Source organism: Vibrio sp. 10N.247.311.47 (assembly GCF_041467535.1).
In the GTDB taxonomy this organism is placed as follows: Bacteria; Pseudomonadota; Gammaproteobacteria; order Enterobacterales; family Vibrionaceae; genus Vibrio; species Vibrio crassostreae_C.
In genome coordinates this window covers 189,098-204,564 of the sequence record NZ_JBFSUR010000007.1, presented here as the reverse complement: position 1 = coordinate 204,564, position 15,467 = coordinate 189,098, and the positions used below count along the sequence as shown (strand labels likewise).

Here is a 15,467-nt window from a genome sequence, read left to right as displayed (position 1 = left end):
GCAACCTTGCCAAGGTTGAGGTCATCGGTTCGAACCCGATGTATCGCTCCAAATTAAGAAGCCCGAACAGAAATGTTCGGGCTTTTTGGTTTCTGACGTTTAGCTTTTACGTTTAAGAACTCTTCTTGTTCGAATCCGCACTCAACATTCATTTCTATCTCTGTTTCAAATTTTGCAATCAAGTTAGTTTTTAAAAGCGAGATTCCCTATGAACTCGTTCCTCGTGCTAGGGAATGACGGAAAGACGGTATGACCTCAAAGTCTCTCTAGTAACGTTTATAAATCCACGTCGTCATCCTCGGGCGTGAGGAACGAGCGAACCGGGGAGCTCTTGCCGCTTGCTGATTAACTTCAGTTTAATCTATTGCATCAGATAGTTTCTGAATAAAACAATACATCGACATGTTGTAAGGGACTCCCAATGAACTCATTCTTCAGGCTAAGGAATGACGGAAAGGCGCCACAGCCTCAAAGCCATCACTAACACCGCCTGTACACCCACGTCGTCATCCTCGGGTGTGAGGAACGAATGAACCGGGGATCTCTTGCCGCTTGCTGATTAACTTCAGTTTAATCTATTGCATCAGATAGTTTCTTGAATAAAGCAATACAATGACATGTTGTAAGGGGTTCTCTATGAATTCATACCTCTCTCTAGGGAGTGACGCCATGACCTAAAAGCTTCTCTAGCAACGTTTATAACCCCACGTCGTCATCCTCGGGTATGAGGAACGAATGAACCGGGGATCTCTTTTCCAAACGATAGTGTGACGATATTTACAGCAATTGCTTAGCCACCGCTGCTATTTATCAAGCTATTACTAAAAACTATTGATCGTTCATTTCACTTTATGTTACTTTCCCGCGCAATCTCGGAATGAAAATGTTCAAGAAGAGCAACGATTGCTTCTGGGGGATACGCGTAGTGACCATTCTTGCTGATTGGGACATTACGTAGGGTAGGTATTGGCTAGTCCTTTAGCTGATAGACGGGATACTTATGGCGCAGTTCGTCATGTTAATGGGAAACCCAACATTGAACACACTAATTACAACATTGCTAATCAGCTCTGCATTTCCAAAGGGACCAGCCCCTCATAGCTGCCCGATCCTGCAAAAATGTCCAATTCTTCAAAACAGTAGCATTACTGAACCTTGAGCTCACGCTAACAATTTATCGCTGTCTTAAGACGGCTTAATTTCGTATTCGTCATTTGACTTATGCGAGCGTACAGCTATATCTCATTTCTAGACAATACGTGTACTTCACTATGAACTCTCTCCAAATTTAACGAGAGTTGGTGGGTAATTGCGTCTGATGGAGGTGAGTATGAACACATTCAAGGGGACTTTTATGACTACCGCCTTTGAAGTCGATATCAATACTATCGCAAATTCATTTTCAACTATGGTTCCTATCTTAGAGGGAACGTACGACCTAACACCTGACGCTATTTTGCTAGAGCAAGAACAGCATGAGTCGGATGTTCGCTCTTACCCAAGACGCCTGCCTATTGCTATTAAACGAGCATGTGGCACTTTAGTTGAAGATACTCGTGGCCAACTCTTTCTCGATTGCTTAGCCGGTGCAGGTACACTTTCTCTGGGTTACAACCACCCTGAGATTAACCAAGCACTTAAAGACCAACTCGATTCTGGTTTGCCATACCAAACACTTGATATCACGACTCAAGCAAAAGAGACGTTTATCAAGCGAGTTAAAGCTTTTCTTCCTCAAGACTTTTCAAATAACTCGGTTCTTCAATTCTGTGGCCCATCTGGCGCTGACGCTGTGGAAGCGGCGATCAAGCTAGCCAAGCAAACCACAGGTCGCAACACCATGTTTGCTTTCCGTGGTGCTTACCATGGTATGACGAACGGCACCATGGGTATGATGGGTAACCTCGGCACTAAAGAGCGTCGTAGCGGCTTGATGTCTGATGTGCACTTCATGCCTTTCCCATACAACCTACGCTGCCCGTTTGGTATTGGTGGTGAAGCGGGTGCTAACGCGAGCATTCGTTACATCGAACGTATGTTGAATGATGACGAGTCTGGCATCATGAAACCGGCGGCGATGATCGTTGAGCCTGTGCAAGGTGAGGGCGGTGTGATTCCTGCTCCAGCATCTTGGTTACAAGGCCTACGTCGCATCTGTGATGAGCACGGCATCCTACTGATTTTTGATGAGATTCAGTGTGGTGTGGGCAAAACTGGCCATCGATTTGCGTTTGAAGAGTCTGGTGTTAATCCAGATATCTTATGTTTATCTAAAGCGATTGGTGGCGGACTGCCTATGTCGCTGCTTGTGTTCGATAAGAGCATTGATACATGGAAAGCGGGTGAGCACACCGGTACATTCCGTGGTAACCAATTAGCAATGGTCTCTGGCGCTAAGGCGTTGGAGATCATCGAACGAGATGGCTTAGTTGAGCACGCGAACATCGCAGGCCAATATTTACGTCACGGGCTTGAGAAGATTCAATCACGCGTTAGCTGTATTGCTGAAGTTCGTGGTAAAGGCCTGATGCTCGGTGCTGAGATCAAACAACCAAATGGTGAGCTTAACAAGTTTGGCGAACCACAATCAGACGGCGAACTAACCCTAGCGATTCAACGAGCAGCGTTAGAGCGTGGCTTGATGGTTGAAAAGGGTGGTCGTGATGGCTCGGTAATTCGTTTCCTTCCGCCAATGATTATCTCTTTTGAGCAGATTGACTTTGCACTCCGCGTAATGGAAGAAGCGATCATCGCAGCTGGTGGTGGCTTACAACAAGACCCAGCTTCAAGCGAACAAGCAAACCAAGAATGGAACAAGCATTTCATCCATACAGGTTTAGGCGGTAGCGACGAATTTGCTAACGTGATGAACCAAACCACTCAAGCGATGAAAGCGGTTTTTGAACAGGTTGAAACCCCTTATTCGGGTTTAGATCCAAAAGTGCTAGAAGCAGCTATCAATGCTGTCGACCTTGATAACAATCAACACGCTTTGGTTGATGTTGTAGATAGTACTGCAGACCTTGTCGCTGCAAACTCCATCTTCGTGCAACACCCAGATTGCATTGCACACCTTCACACTCCTCCTCTTATGGCTTCGGTAGCAGCGGAATCGATTATCGCGGCATTGAATCAATCAATGGATTCATGGGACCAAGCATCGGCTGCGACTTATGTTGAGCAGCGCGTCGTGGATTGGATGTGTGACAAATACCAACTTGGCGCACAAGCTGACGGTGTTTTCACTAGCGGTGGCACGCAAAGTAACCTAATGGGTTTATTGCTTGCGAGAGACTGGGTTGCGGATAAGCACAATGGTCACTCAATCCAAAAGCTTGGCTTACCAGAATACGCGAGCAAGCTGCGTATCTTATGTTCAAAGAAATCTCACTTCACGGTTCAAAAGTCAGCCTCTCTACTAGGGCTAGGCGAAGCGGCAGTGTGCTGTGTTGACACCAATGCAAACGGCACTATCAAGCCTGATTTGTTAGATGCAGAAGTGAAAGCGCTTAAAGCACAAGGGTTGATTCCTTTTGCTGTTGTCGGTACGGCGGGTACAACCGATCACGGTGCTATCGACGACCTTGATGCGATTGCAGACCTCGCAAGCCAACAAGGCCTTTGGTTCCATGTCGACAGTGCTTACGGTGGCGCGCTTATCTTGAGTAGCCATAAAGCTCGCCTGAAAGGCATCGAGAAAGCGGATTCAGTGAGCGTTGATTTCCACAAGTTGTTCTTCCAAACAATCAGCTGTGGTGCTGTGTTGCTGAAAGACAAAGCGAACTTTAAGTTCCTACTGCATCACGCAGACTACTTGAATCGCGAGCACGATGAGCTGCCAAATCTTGTCGATAAGTCTATTGCGACCACCAAGCGTTTCGATGCATTGAAAGTCTTCATGACGATGCAAAGCGTTGGACCAAAGCAGTTGGGTGATATGTACGACCATCTTCTTGAGCAAACGCTAGAAGTGGCAGACCTGATTCAAAACCAAGCTGACTTAGAGCTACTCGCAGAGCCGTCACTATCAACAGTGCTGTTCCGATCTAAGCCGTCAGCAAACGGCGAGCTAGATTTAGACAAATTGAATCAAACGCTAAGACTGGAAGCGCTGACTCGTGGTGTTGCAGTACTCGGTGAAACGGTCGTGGATGGTAAGAGTGCGCTTAAATTCACTATCTTGAATCCGTGCCTAAAGACATCAGATTTCAAATCTCTAATTAACAAAATTCAAACTCTAGCCACTGAGCTAGCAGAACAACAAGGGTAATTAATACTATGGCTATTCTACAAATTGGTGCAGGCGGCGTTGGTTGGGTTGTTGCACATAAAGCAGCACAAAATAACGAAGTACTGGGTGATATCACAATCGCTTCTCGCACAATCGCGAAGTGTGAAAAAATCATCGAATCGATTAAAGGTAAAAACAACCTTAAAGATTCAACTAAGAAACTAGAAGCACGTTCAGTAGACGCTGATGATGTTGATGCGCTTGTTGCTTTGATTAAAGAAGTTCAGCCGGATCTAGTGATCAACGCTGGTCCTCCTTGGGTAAACATGGCGATCATGGAAGCGTGTTACCAAACTAAAGTCTCTTACCTAGATACATCGGTTGCGGTTGACCTATGTTCTGAAGGTCAACAAGTACCACAAGCTTACGACTGGCAGTGGGGCTACCGTGAGAAGTTCGCTGAAGCAGGCATCACAGGTATTCTTGGTGCTGGTTTCGATCCTGGTGTGGTATCAATCTTTGCTGCATACGCGGTTAAGCACTTGTTCGATGAGATTGACTCAATTGATGTAATGGATGTGAATGCTGGTGACCACGGCAAGAAGTTTGCGACAAACTTTGACCCAGAAACCAACATGCTTGAGATCCAAGGCGATTCTTTCTACTGGGAAAATGAAGAGTGGAAACAAGTACCTTGTCACTCTCGTATGCTTGAGTTTGAATTCCCGAACTGTGGTTCTCACAAAGTTTACTCAATGGCGCACGATGAAGTTCGTTCAATGAAAGAGTTCATCCCAGCTAAGCGTATCGAATTTTGGATGGGCTTTGGTGATGCATACTTGAACTACTTCAACTGCATGCGTGATATCGGTCTTCTTAGCCCAGATCCGCTAACACTGCACGATGGTACTGTGGTTCAGCCTCTGCATGTTCTTAAAGCACTACTACCGGATCCAACATCTCTAGCTCCGGGTTACACTGGTTTAACGTGTATCGGTACTTGGGTTCAAGGTAAGAAAGATGGTAAAGAGCGTAGCGTATTCATCTACAATAACGCAGACCACGAAGTGGCTTACGAAGACGTAGAGCACCAAGCGATCTCTTACACAACTGGTGTTCCAGCGATTACCGCTGCACTTCAGTTCTTCCGTGGCGAATGGGCTGATAAAGGCGTGTTCAACATGGAACAGCTAAATCCAGATCCGTTCCTAGCAACTATGCCGGAAATTGGTCTAGATTGGCATGTTCAAGAGCTTGAAGCAGGCCAAGGTCTTCCAGTGATTCATGAGCTGAAAAAATAAGAACTGATTTCTTGTTTTGATTGCTAATTAAAGGGGACATGGATTGTTCCCTTTTCGATGATGATAGCCTTGAAGCTTTGGTATCATTTATTTTGATTTTGTAACTCACTGCGCTCGGACAGGACAAAATCAAAATAAATCACACCAAAATTGTTAATTTACCTTTCCATCTATAGATGCTGCTTGAGTGTTTACAAAAATGACGTTTAAGAAAGAAGAACTAAAAACCCCATATTTCATGATCAACGAAGACAAGTTGATTGCGAACTTAGAAAAAGCCAAGCAACTGAAAGAGATTTCAGGTGTGAAATTGGTACTTGCGCTTAAGTGCTTCTCGACTTGGGGCGTGTTTGACATCATCAAACCGTACCTAGACGGTACTACTAGTTCTGGCCCTTATGAAGTGAAATTAGGTCACGAAACTTTTGGCGGTGAAACTCATGCTTACAGTGTGGGCTACAGTGAAGATGACGTGAGAGAGGTTGCTGACATCTGCGACAAGATGATCTTCAACTCTCAAAGCCAACTTGCTGCTTACCGTCATATTGTTGAAGGTAAAGCTTCACTGGGTTTACGTCTGAATCCGGGCGTGAGCTACGCAGGGCAAGACTTGGCGAATCCAGCACGTCAATTCTCGCGTTTGGGCGTGCAAGCTGACCACATCAAACCAGAAATTTTCGATGAGATTAATGGTGTGATGTTCCACATGAACTGTGAGAACAAAGACGTCGATGCGTTTATCGGCCTGCTTGATTCAATCTCAGAACAGTTTGGTGAGCACTTAGATAAGTTGGACTGGGTGAGCATGGGCGGAGGTGTGTTCTTCACATGGCCTGGCTATGACATCGAAAAACTCGGTCTTGCGCTGAAAGCCTTCTCTGAAAAGCACGGTGTGCAGATGTATCTTGAGCCGGGTGAAGCGATCATCACTAAAACAACCGACCTAGTTGTGACAGTGGTCGATATTGTTGAGAACGTGAAGAAAACAGCGATTGTGGATTCAGCGACTGAGGCGCACCGCCTTGACACGCTTATCTACAATGAGCCCGCATCAGTATTGGAAGCATCAGAAACAGGCAGCCATGACTACGTGATTGGTTCGTGTTCATGTCTTGCGGGCGATCAGTTCTGCGAAGCGAGCTTTGATGAGCCACTTAAGATTGGTCAAAAGCTGCATCTGTTAGACAGCGCGGGTTACACAATGGTGAAATTGAACTGGTTCAATGGCCTTAAAATGCCTTCAATCTACTGTGAACGTAGCAGTGGTGAAGTTCAGAAGCTAAATGAATTCGGCTATGAAGACTTCAAACGCTCATTATCACAATGGTCAGTTAAGTAACTGAATCACAAGTTCAGAGCAATACAAAGAGCAGCTAATGAGCTGCTCTTTTTTGTTCTTTAATTTTGTTTATTTAGCTTTCAATCATCACACGAGTATCTTCACTGAGCGTTTCGAGTTCATTAACTACGTCGTCGATCTGTACTTCGATTGGCAGCTTAACGGCGATTTTTGATGTGAATAGACTTGAGCTAACACCGCCGCCACCAGCGATAAAGACGCGGTGACAATCCATATCGAGAATACTGATTCCTTGTCTATCCAATACATGAGTCACTTCGTTGACGATACCTGCTCGGTCGTTAGAGTCGAGTCTCAAGTGATGGACCGTGTCTTGAACATTGTGTGTATGATCGGAATCGACAAACTGCACGATGAGATCTGGATTGGCGCTGAACGCTTCTTTTACAATCGATTCGTTGATGGCTGGAAGTTGAACCTTTAGTACGCCTGCGACTTGGTCTTCAATAAAGTTCACTTTACTGATGAGCCATTTGCCGTCGTTTTCGTGAGTAACCGCAGCAAGCTGTTTGATTGTTGCTGGTGATGCTTTTCCGATAAAGTTTACGATAAATGTACTGTTCATATCAGCCCCCAAGGTTTCAATTATTCTTTGCTAATTAAATGTTTGATATCACGCGATAAAGTTCTTTAATTTCAGTGTAGAAGGTTACATCGAACAATGTTTGACCTAGGTCAATTTTTGAAACTAAGCTTCGATGCAAAAAAAGAGAATGAAGAGTAGGGCACAAAAAAAGCGGCTAGAGAGCCGCTTTTTAGAAGAGTTGTCACTGTGATTGATGATTCAGCAACTTATATTCAATAACTTATATTGAGTAGTACTAGAGACGAATTAGAACGTTACTTTGAAGTTCATACCAACAAACTGAGAGTCGTATGGTGCGCCAGCATCGTAAGCAAAACGTGCAGCGTCTTGGTTATCCCACCAAGGGTTAGTATTCAGGTTAACTTCTGCATCACCGCCCCATGCGTCACTTACCCAGTAGTGAATGTGTCCAACAGGGTTAAGGAAAAATAGCGACACATCACCTATGGTTTGAGAGCCCATCACTTCGCCACCTGAAGCAATGATATCCTGCTCTGCTTCTAGCATCATTTCACCGACAACCGCACCGAAGAAAGGTGTGATGAAGAGATCTTGCCATGAAGGTACTTCTGCAAACGCTTCTACGCCGTATTCCCAGAAGAACGTCGACATAGTCCAAGAGTATAAGAATGACTCAAACTCGTCGTAACCTGCGTGTCGAGCTGCGGTGTAGTAAACACCACCGAAATATGGGTGCATTACGTAGTTTAGGAAGTGTTCGTCACGGTCCCATGTTGGACCAGCAGAAACGTTATCTTTCCACTTTTTACCTAATGAGCTGATATCACGTTGGTCATCATCCCACTTAGTAATACTTTCAGGGAGCAGAGTCATTAGACCCACTGTCGCGACACTCAAGCCAAGAATGGTGTAGGTTTGACCCATTAGGTAATCCCAATCTTTCTCCTGACTCACCAACATGTGTTTTGGTTGTTGGATTGAGAAGTCGTACTCATCACTCGATTCGCTCAGTGCGTAATTGGTACTAGGCTTGTAGGTGTACAAGTTGTCATTAAAACAGTAATCTTGAGCACATTCATCCGAGTAAGAAAGGTTGATTGGCTGGTCGAAGTCGTATTGGCTTGCAACCGAGTTAACTGACATTAGCATTGAAAATGCGGCAGTAACCTTTGCTAGTAACGGTGATTTGGCCACAAGGGTCTCCATGAGAAAGTTTGGAATTGATCAGGATCACAATTATCTATTAAATGCCTGATTTAGGGAACTAATAATTTATAGCTTTTCCTAAGAAAACCTTAGGTTTAACATTATTAATATTAGTGAAAAGGCGAATTGCTCCAAATTCAACCATAGACCAGTTTGTAAATAATGCAGTGTCTTTTTATGACAACAAGGGATAGAAATATGACGAAAATCGCAATGTTAAGCACAGGTGAAGAAGTTCTTCATGGAGACATTGTAGATACAAACGCAGCTTGGATGTCTGCTGAGTTTTATCAGCATGGTTTTGCGCTTGCTAAGCGCTCAACTGTGGGTGATCAAATGAATGCTCTTGTTGAAGAACTGCTGATGCTGAGCTTTAACTATGATGTGGTTATCGTTAATGGTGGTTTAGGCCCGACAACCGATGATATGAGTGCTGCCGCCGCTGCAGCTGCTTCCGAGCAGAAACTCGTCATGTTCCCTGAATGGCTTGCTCGTATGGAAGAGATGTTCTCTGGACGTGGCATGCCAATGCCAGACAGCAACCTTAAACAAGCTTTGTTACCTGCGAGTTCAGAGATTGTCGATAACCCTGTGGGGACGGCTTGTGGCTTCAAACTGAAAATTAACGATGCGACTTTCTATTTCACGCCGGGTGTACCAAGTGAATTCAAGCGCATGGTGACGTTTGAGATTCTTCCTGACTTGTCGTGTACCTACCCTCAAGTGGTTGCCTCTGAATGCAGTCGACTGTTTACGTTTGGTTTGTCTGAGTCCGGTATCTCTGATGTTTTGGATCAACTAAAGCTGCCAGAAGGTTATGAACTTGGTTATCGCTCTTATCTGCCGTTCATTGAGGTCAAACTGTTTGGTCCTAAGGCAGACTTAGAAACTCGCGTTAAGCTTCTGCAGATGGTTTACAAGCTGCTAGAGAGTAATGTCGTTAGTGTTGATGAGCCGATGATTGACCATATTGGACACATCATGGCGGAAAAAAAGAAGACGTTATCTGTGTCTGAAGTGTCGACCAAAGGTTCACTGTCAGCGTGGCTGCAATTGAATGAGCAGATAGAAGATTGCTTCGGACACTCATGGGTGATGGCTGAGCCAAAAGAGAGCGAACTTGAAAAGAGCGATCCATTAGCCGCGACCTTTGCGCTGGCTGGAGCAACAAGAGATAAGTGCGGAACTGAATTGGCTTTGGTGACTGGTAAGCTGGAAGGCAACACATTCAGCGTTGCATTGTCGACTGAAGCAGGCGAGTGGGGGCAGGTACTTGAGTTTTATCGTCAGTACTCGCGTGAAGACCAACGCAACGTGATTAAGACCGTTGCCGCCGATATGCTGAGAAGGCATTTAGATAACAAACCGATGTTTGGTACTTATTCTTCGGTTAAGCGATTAAAAGACATGTTTATTCCAGCGGCTATCATTAAGTAGCTATGTAAGCTAACGATGTAAGCGAACTCGCTAAGTCTGTATTAAAAACGCTAGAAAAAACGAAATAAAAAGGCCCAACATCTAAATAGGTGTTGGGCCTTTTGTTTATCTAGCCTTCTAGATAACCAAACAAGCAGCGATGTTTACACGCAACTCATGTCTGTAAGAACTCGATTACAAACCGCTTGTCATATGTAGGCTGTAGAACAAACCACGGCCGATTAACTCTGAAGCCAAGAACAATACTAGTGCTAAGCCAAGGTTAACTGGGTTCACTTTTGCTTTGTTCAGCATAGGTAGAATCCAAATCAACAAGCTTGCCATTAGCAGTGCCACTTGAAGAATCACATAGCTACCTAAACCATCGACTAACTCAGACGCTTTTGCCGCTGAAGTTTGGATGTCTCCGATTAGGTTCAGTTTTCCTACTGTCACAAGCAAGCTGATAGCAACAGCGATAACAGCCAACATGGTGATGTTACGGTCAACCGTAAAGCGGCTGTCGTTTGCGAATACAATCACGAACTGAGATAACAGCAAGCCACCCACAACCATCGTCATGATGAAGCTCAGTGGTGTGTAGATGTTGTCCCACGTCGGTACTGTGTTGATCATGTATACGTTGATCATCGCGTACATGAAGATAACACCCAGTACCATCGCGCCAACCATCAGTGCTTTCTGGATAGCAACGCCACCTTTCTTGACTACCGACAGTAACCATTGCAGGCCACCGACAGCGAAGAATGCCGCACCGAAGAACACTTCGTTAGACAACCAAGCCGAACCTAGCTGATTAAAAGCGTTAAACGCGCGCAGTGGAGAGCCAAGGTGCGTTGTCGAGAACATGAAGCCAAGACCCATCAGTACCCATAGGATAAACATTGGAACCTTGTAGCTGTTCAGCTTCTCTTCGTCATGACCAAGTACCAGTGCACGTGCGCCAATCAGTAAGTAACCACCAACCGCAGTTTGCGCCAGCACCGTAAAGAAGATTAAAGACCACTCATGAAAAATCATCTTACACCTCCTTCGGGTTTGCTAGGTGACCGCTGGTATCGCCAGTCGGCTTCGCGTTTTTGTTCAGCTTAATCACGATGTTTGGTAGCGTTTCTGTTGAAGATGGCAGTGGAGCCACATCCGCACCAGAGCCGTACTTCTCGCGAAGTGTATTGATTTCACCAAACTCCAATGCACGAAGTGGGCAAGACTCAACACAGATAGGCTGTTTGCCTTCAGAAACACGTTGGTAACAACCATCGCATTTCGTCATATGACCTTTCTTAGCATTGTATTGTGGTGCGCCGTAAGGACACGCATTGCTACAGTGCTGACAACCAATACATACGCTCTCATCAACCACAACCAAACCGTCTTCATCACGTTTGTGCATTGCGCCCGAAGGACACACTTTCACACACGCTGGGTTAGTACAGTGGTTACAAGCGATAGATAGGTAGTAAGAAAAGACATCTTTCTGAACCCAGGTATCACCATCTTGAGTGAAGCCACCACCGGCATATTCGTATACGCGACGGTAGTTCGTTTTGATGTCTAGATCGTTATAATCTTTACAAGCAAGCTGACAGGTTTTACAACCCGTGCATTTACTTGAATCAATGTAAAAGCCGTATTGTTTCATTCCAACCTACCTTATGCTTTCTTTAGCGCTTTAATTTGAACTAGGTTTGTATGCTGAGGGTTACCCTTAGCAAGTGGGCTCGGGCGCTGAGTGGTCAGCACGTTGATAGAGCCTGCATGGTCGATCTTCTGACCATCTGGTGCGTACCATGCACCTTCGCCTAGTGCGACAACTCGAGGAAGAATCCTAGGTGTCACTTTCGCTGGAATATGTACTTCGCCACGGTCGTTGAAAATACTCACCATGTCGCCGCTATCAATACCACGTTCTTTTGCATCGATTGGGTTGATCCACAACTCTTGCGGTGCTGCTGCTTTGATTTCTGCAACGTTGCCGTAAGTCGAGTGAGTACGTGCCTTGTAGTGGAAACCGGTTAGCTGAAGTGGGTACTTCTCTGCTAGTGGGTCGTTATGACCTTCGAAAGAGTCCGCGTAAATCGGAAGTGGGTGAATCACTTCGTCTTCTTTCAGCTTCCAAGTCTTCGCGATATCAGCCAGTTGCTCTGAGTAGATCTCGATCTTGCCACTTGGTGTGGTCAGTGGGTTCGCTTCAGGATCTTTACGGAAATCTTCATAAGCGATGTAGTGGTGGTCGTAGCTACGTTTGTAGATACCCAGCTCTTTCATCTCTTCGAAGGTTGGCAGTGTTGGATCGTTCTTACGAGTTTCTGCGTAAAGGTGCTCAATCCATTGCTCTTGAGTACGGCCTTCGGTGAACTCTTTTTCTACGCCCATTCGTTTCGCAAGCTGAGTACACATCTCGTAGATAGATTTTGCTTCAAACTGAGGCTCAATCGCTTTCTGCGCGTAGATGAAGTAAGGCATGTTCGCCGCTTTACCGTCCATACACCAGTCGTCTTGCTCAGACGTTGTTAAGTCTGGCAGGATGATATCGGCGTACTTCGCTGAAGACGTCATATGGTTATCAACCACGACAATCATTTCACACGCACTTTCATCTTGAAGAATCGCGTGAGTCTTGTTGATGTCTGAGTGTTGGTTAATGATGCAGTTACCTGCGTAGTTCCAGATCATCTTGATTGGGTTCTTAAGGCGCTCTGCACCGCGAACACCATCAGTGATGTCGGTCATTTCATGGTGACGGTAAATCGCGTCTGTCCACATGAACATTGAAATAGACGTTTCAACTGGGTTTGGCACAGTAGGGAAGCGGACAAATGGAATGTTGATGTCGCTTTCACGAGCGCCTGTTGAACCGCCTGATACGCCCACAGAGCCAGTGAGCAGTGACAGCATCGCGATTGCACGACACGCTAGTTCACCGTTCGCAGTGCGTTGTAAGCCCCAACCTTGGTGAATCGCACATGGTTTCGCTGTGCCCATTTCACGGCCAAGCTTAACGATGGTGTCAACTGGAATACCCGTGATCTTAGAAGCCCATTCTGGTGTCTTCTCTACGCCATCTTCACCTAAACCTAGGATGTAAGATTTGTAGTCGCTGTTTTTAGGCGCTGATGCAGGAAGGGTCTTCTCATCGTAACCGACACAGTATTTGTCTAGGAACGGTTGGTCGACAAGGTCTTCAGTGATCATCACGTGTGCAAGACCCGCTACCAATGCCGCATCTGTAGAAGGACGAATTGGGATCCATTGATCTTCACGGCCACCGGCAGTATCGGTGTAGCGAGGGTCGATGATGATCGTTCTTGCGTTTGATTTGTTTTTGCTTTCAACGTAGTGGTGGATCTGGCCGCCACCAGACATACGCGTCTCAGCAGGGTTGTTACCAAACTGAATATTAAGTTTAGTGTTCTCTAAATCAGAGAAAGAGTTGTTGTTTGCCCAACCGCCGTAGGTGTAGCTCAAGCCTTTCGTGATTTGCGCTGTTGAGTAGTCACCGTAATGGTTTAAGTAACCACCACTTAGGTTCATTAGACGAGCAATCAGCGTTTGAGCTGGTGGCCAAGATTTAGTAACCGTGCCGCCCAGCGTACCTGTACCGTAGTTTAGGTAGATAGTGTCGTTACCGTAGTCTTTGATAAGGCGTTGCATGGTGCCAGCGACTTCATCATAAGCCTCTTCCCAGCTAATACGCTTAAACTTACCTTCACCACGTTTACCCACACGTTTCATTGGGTACTTTAGGCGATCTGGGTTGTAAACACGGCGGCGCATCGAGCGACCACGTAGACACGCACGAACTTGGTGATGACCGTATTCGTCAGTACCTGTGTTGTCTGTTTCTACGTATTTGATTTCACCGTTTTGTACATGCATACGCAGTGGGCAGCGAGAGCCACAGTTTACTGTACATGCACTCCATACGATTTTCTCATCCACATTTTCAGCAACTGCAGCCGCTACTGGTTTGGATTTGAAAGGTAATGCAATACCGCCCGCAAGTGCAGCTGCACTACCTACTGCAGAGGAAGCTTTCATGAAGCCTCTTCGAGTAAGATTCATTACCCCAGATTCTTTCTTATTCGTCATTCTAAGATGCCTTTTGCTATTGATAGCTAGCACTTTATAGGTAGTTTGTTCTTTATGTATTTATTTCGAATTATTGATTGATTGGCATCAAATAAGTGTGGAATTTAAAGTTTATGAATTGAATGTATAAAATAGATCAAAGAATGAAATGAGTTAATTAATATAATTATCTTTAAACCTATAACGGTATAAATAATAATGATTATCGATACGCATAAATTGTTGGGTTCGCTATTTTATCAAGCGACAAGTAAAGAACAGTTAATCACCATTGTCGAAGCTTTGGTTGAGAGCGAAGTACTCTCTGAAGAATGCTTGCAGGCATTAAGAAGCGAAGACGAAGATGCGCTCGCAGCAGAGTTCAGCCGCCTGTTTGAAGGCGTTGGAGACATGCCAGCTCCGCCTTGGGGTTCTGTGTACCTAGATAAAGACCGCGTTGTGTTTGGTGCTTCTACGGTTGAGTATCGCCAGTTTTTAGAATTGAATCAGATTGAATTAGACACTGGGTTAAGAGAGCCGGAAGATCAATTTGGTTTAATGTTATTCGCTCATGCGTATTTGTTAGAAAATAATAATATTAATTCAGCCGGTGAATTACTTGAGGGTCACTTATTAACTTGGTCTTCTGTTTATTTAGAAAAACTAAATAAAGCATCAGAGTTATCTTTTTATAAAAAGCTATCGGTTGATGTAATAGATTGGTTTAAGTACTTAATATCTGAATATAATTTAAACGTTGCTACTAAAAAGTTATATATCGACTAATGTCTGAACAAATAAATTCAAATAGACGCGGTTTCTTAACTCGACTTTCTAAACCGGTTAAAGCAGCCGCGAATTATGAAGAGAAGTCACAGCGCTCGTATGCAAGACCGCCAAGAGCGGTCGATGAGGTGCTGTTTGAGCGTCTTTGCGACGGTTGTGGATTGTGTGAACAATCGTGTCCAAATAGCGTTATTGAGATGCTAGAGGGCAGTGCGCTGCTGAATTTGGATTACAACAGTTGTTCTATGTGTAACAAATGCACTGAAGTGTGTCCGACCGGCGCACTTCATCCAACGGTCACGCCTTATATCGACCTCAAGCCGAGCTTTGCGGATAGCTGCAATAATTACATGCAAATGGACTGTTCAGCATGCCAAACGGCGTGTTCAGCTGGTGCAATACACATCGAAGTAGGAGAGTTGCCTACAGTGGACAAAGATAAGTGTAACGGCTGTGGAGAGTGCCGAAGCGCTTGTTATATTGGCTCTGTGACTCTTAACCTGACTCAGCAATAAACGTTTGGCTTTG

At 45.1% G+C, this 15,467-nt stretch carries 11 protein-coding genes; 6 read left to right on the top strand and 5 right to left on the bottom strand.

Annotation, left to right across the window (positions count from 1 at the left end; genetic code table 11):
- The first annotated feature begins 1,330 nt into the window (after positions 1-1,330).
- The 3 genes from AB6E51_RS07390 to nspC all read left to right on the top strand — a co-directional run bounded on the left by AB6E51_RS07390 (position 1,331) and on the right by nspC (position 6,871).
- A complete protein-coding gene (locus AB6E51_RS07390) occupies positions 1,331-4,270 on the top strand; it encodes a pyridoxal phosphate-dependent class III aminotransferase (protein WP_372057999.1) in 2,940 nt (979 codons plus the stop codon).
- Positions 4,271-4,278: 8 nt separating this feature from the next.
- Entirely contained in the window at positions 4,279-5,532 is a 1,254-nt protein-coding gene (locus AB6E51_RS07385) for a carboxynorspermidine synthase (RefSeq protein ID WP_017069176.1), read from the top strand.
- Positions 5,533-5,731: 199 nt separating this feature from the next.
- Complete coding sequence (gene nspC / locus AB6E51_RS07380; RefSeq protein WP_017063550.1) at positions 5,732-6,871, top strand: carboxynorspermidine decarboxylase; 1,140 nt, start codon at positions 5,732-5,734, stop codon at positions 6,869-6,871.
- Positions 6,872-6,944: 73 nt separating this feature from the next.
- Here the strand turns inward: nspC and AB6E51_RS07375 are convergent, their stop codons facing one another.
- Together AB6E51_RS07375 and AB6E51_RS07370 are read right to left on the bottom strand one after the other, a co-directional pair.
- Positions 6,945-7,457 (bottom strand): glycine cleavage system protein R, encoded by a 513-nt coding sequence (locus AB6E51_RS07375; protein ID WP_017061000.1) that lies wholly within the window; start codon positions 7,455-7,457, stop codon positions 6,945-6,947.
- A gap of 267 nt (positions 7,458-7,724) precedes the next feature.
- Complete coding sequence (locus tag AB6E51_RS07370) at positions 7,725-8,633, bottom strand: DUF3943 domain-containing protein (RefSeq protein WP_372058000.1); 909 nt, start codon at positions 8,631-8,633, stop codon at positions 7,725-7,727.
- 210 nt (positions 8,634-8,843) lie between these two features.
- Here AB6E51_RS07370 and AB6E51_RS07365 point away from each other — a divergent pair, with 210 nt between their 5' ends.
- Entirely contained in the window at positions 8,844-10,082 is a 1,239-nt protein-coding gene (locus tag AB6E51_RS07365; protein ID WP_017069172.1) for a CinA family nicotinamide mononucleotide deamidase-related protein, read from the top strand.
- Positions 10,083-10,256: 174 nt separating this feature from the next.
- Here the strand turns inward: AB6E51_RS07365 and AB6E51_RS07360 are convergent, their stop codons facing one another.
- Genes AB6E51_RS07360 through AB6E51_RS07350 form a run of 3 tightly spaced genes read right to left on the bottom strand, consistent with a single transcriptional unit; the run spans position 10,257 to position 14,174 of the window.
- On the bottom strand, positions 10,257-11,102 hold the full coding sequence (locus AB6E51_RS07360; RefSeq protein ID WP_017060997.1) for a DmsC/YnfH family molybdoenzyme membrane anchor subunit: 846 nt from the start codon (positions 11,100-11,102) through the stop codon (positions 10,257-10,259).
- A gap of 1 nt (position 11,103) precedes the next feature.
- Positions 11,104-11,724 carry a DMSO/selenate family reductase complex B subunit gene (locus AB6E51_RS07355; protein WP_004733360.1) on the bottom strand — a complete coding sequence of 207 codons (621 nt, stop codon included), beginning with the start codon at positions 11,722-11,724 and terminating at the stop codon, positions 11,104-11,106.
- 11 nt (positions 11,725-11,735) lie between these two features.
- Entirely contained in the window at positions 11,736-14,174 is a 2,439-nt protein-coding gene (locus tag AB6E51_RS07350) for a DmsA/YnfE/YnfF family dimethyl sulfoxide reductase (RefSeq protein ID WP_017069171.1), read from the bottom strand.
- Between the two features lie 198 nt (positions 14,175-14,372).
- On the opposite strand from AB6E51_RS07350, the gene AB6E51_RS07345 reads away from it, so the two are divergent.
- Together AB6E51_RS07345 and napF are read left to right on the top strand one after the other, a co-directional pair.
- Positions 14,373-14,939 carry a molecular chaperone gene (locus AB6E51_RS07345; protein WP_017060995.1) on the top strand — a complete coding sequence of 189 codons (567 nt, stop codon included), beginning with the start codon at positions 14,373-14,375 and terminating at the stop codon, positions 14,937-14,939.
- A complete protein-coding gene (gene napF, locus AB6E51_RS07340; protein WP_372058001.1) occupies positions 14,939-15,454 on the top strand; it encodes a ferredoxin-type protein NapF in 516 nt (171 codons plus the stop codon). The genes AB6E51_RS07345 and napF overlap by 1 nt, the downstream gene beginning before the upstream one ends.
- The last annotated feature ends 13 nt before the right edge of the window (positions 15,455-15,467 follow it).

What these genes read in the sequence shown, in the direction of transcription:
- AB6E51_RS07390 (WP_372057999.1), top strand. Translation starts at nt 1,331, where the DNA reads ATGAACACATTCAAGGGGACTTTTATGACTACCGCCTTTGAAGTCGAT.
- AB6E51_RS07385 (WP_017069176.1), top strand. Translation starts at nt 4,279, where the DNA reads ATGGCTATTCTACAAATTGGTGCAGGCGGCGTTGGTTGGGTTGTTGCA.
- nspC (WP_017063550.1), top strand. Translation starts at nt 5,732, where the DNA reads ATGACGTTTAAGAAAGAAGAACTAAAAACCCCATATTTCATGATCAAC.
- AB6E51_RS07375 (WP_017061000.1), bottom strand. Translation starts at nt 7,457, where the DNA reads ATGAACAGTACATTTATCGTAAACTTTATCGGAAAAGCATCACCAGCA.
- AB6E51_RS07365 (WP_017069172.1), top strand. Translation starts at nt 8,844, where the DNA reads ATGACGAAAATCGCAATGTTAAGCACAGGTGAAGAAGTTCTTCATGGA.
- AB6E51_RS07360 (WP_017060997.1), bottom strand. Translation starts at nt 11,102, where the DNA reads ATGATTTTTCATGAGTGGTCTTTAATCTTCTTTACGGTGCTGGCGCAA.
- AB6E51_RS07355 (WP_004733360.1), bottom strand. Translation starts at nt 11,724, where the DNA reads ATGAAACAATACGGCTTTTACATTGATTCAAGTAAATGCACGGGTTGT.
- AB6E51_RS07350 (WP_017069171.1), bottom strand. Translation starts at nt 14,174, where the DNA reads ATGACGAATAAGAAAGAATCTGGGGTAATGAATCTTACTCGAAGAGGC.
- AB6E51_RS07345 (WP_017060995.1), top strand. Translation starts at nt 14,373, where the DNA reads ATGATTATCGATACGCATAAATTGTTGGGTTCGCTATTTTATCAAGCG.
- napF (WP_372058001.1), top strand. Translation starts at nt 14,939, where the DNA reads ATGTCTGAACAAATAAATTCAAATAGACGCGGTTTCTTAACTCGACTT.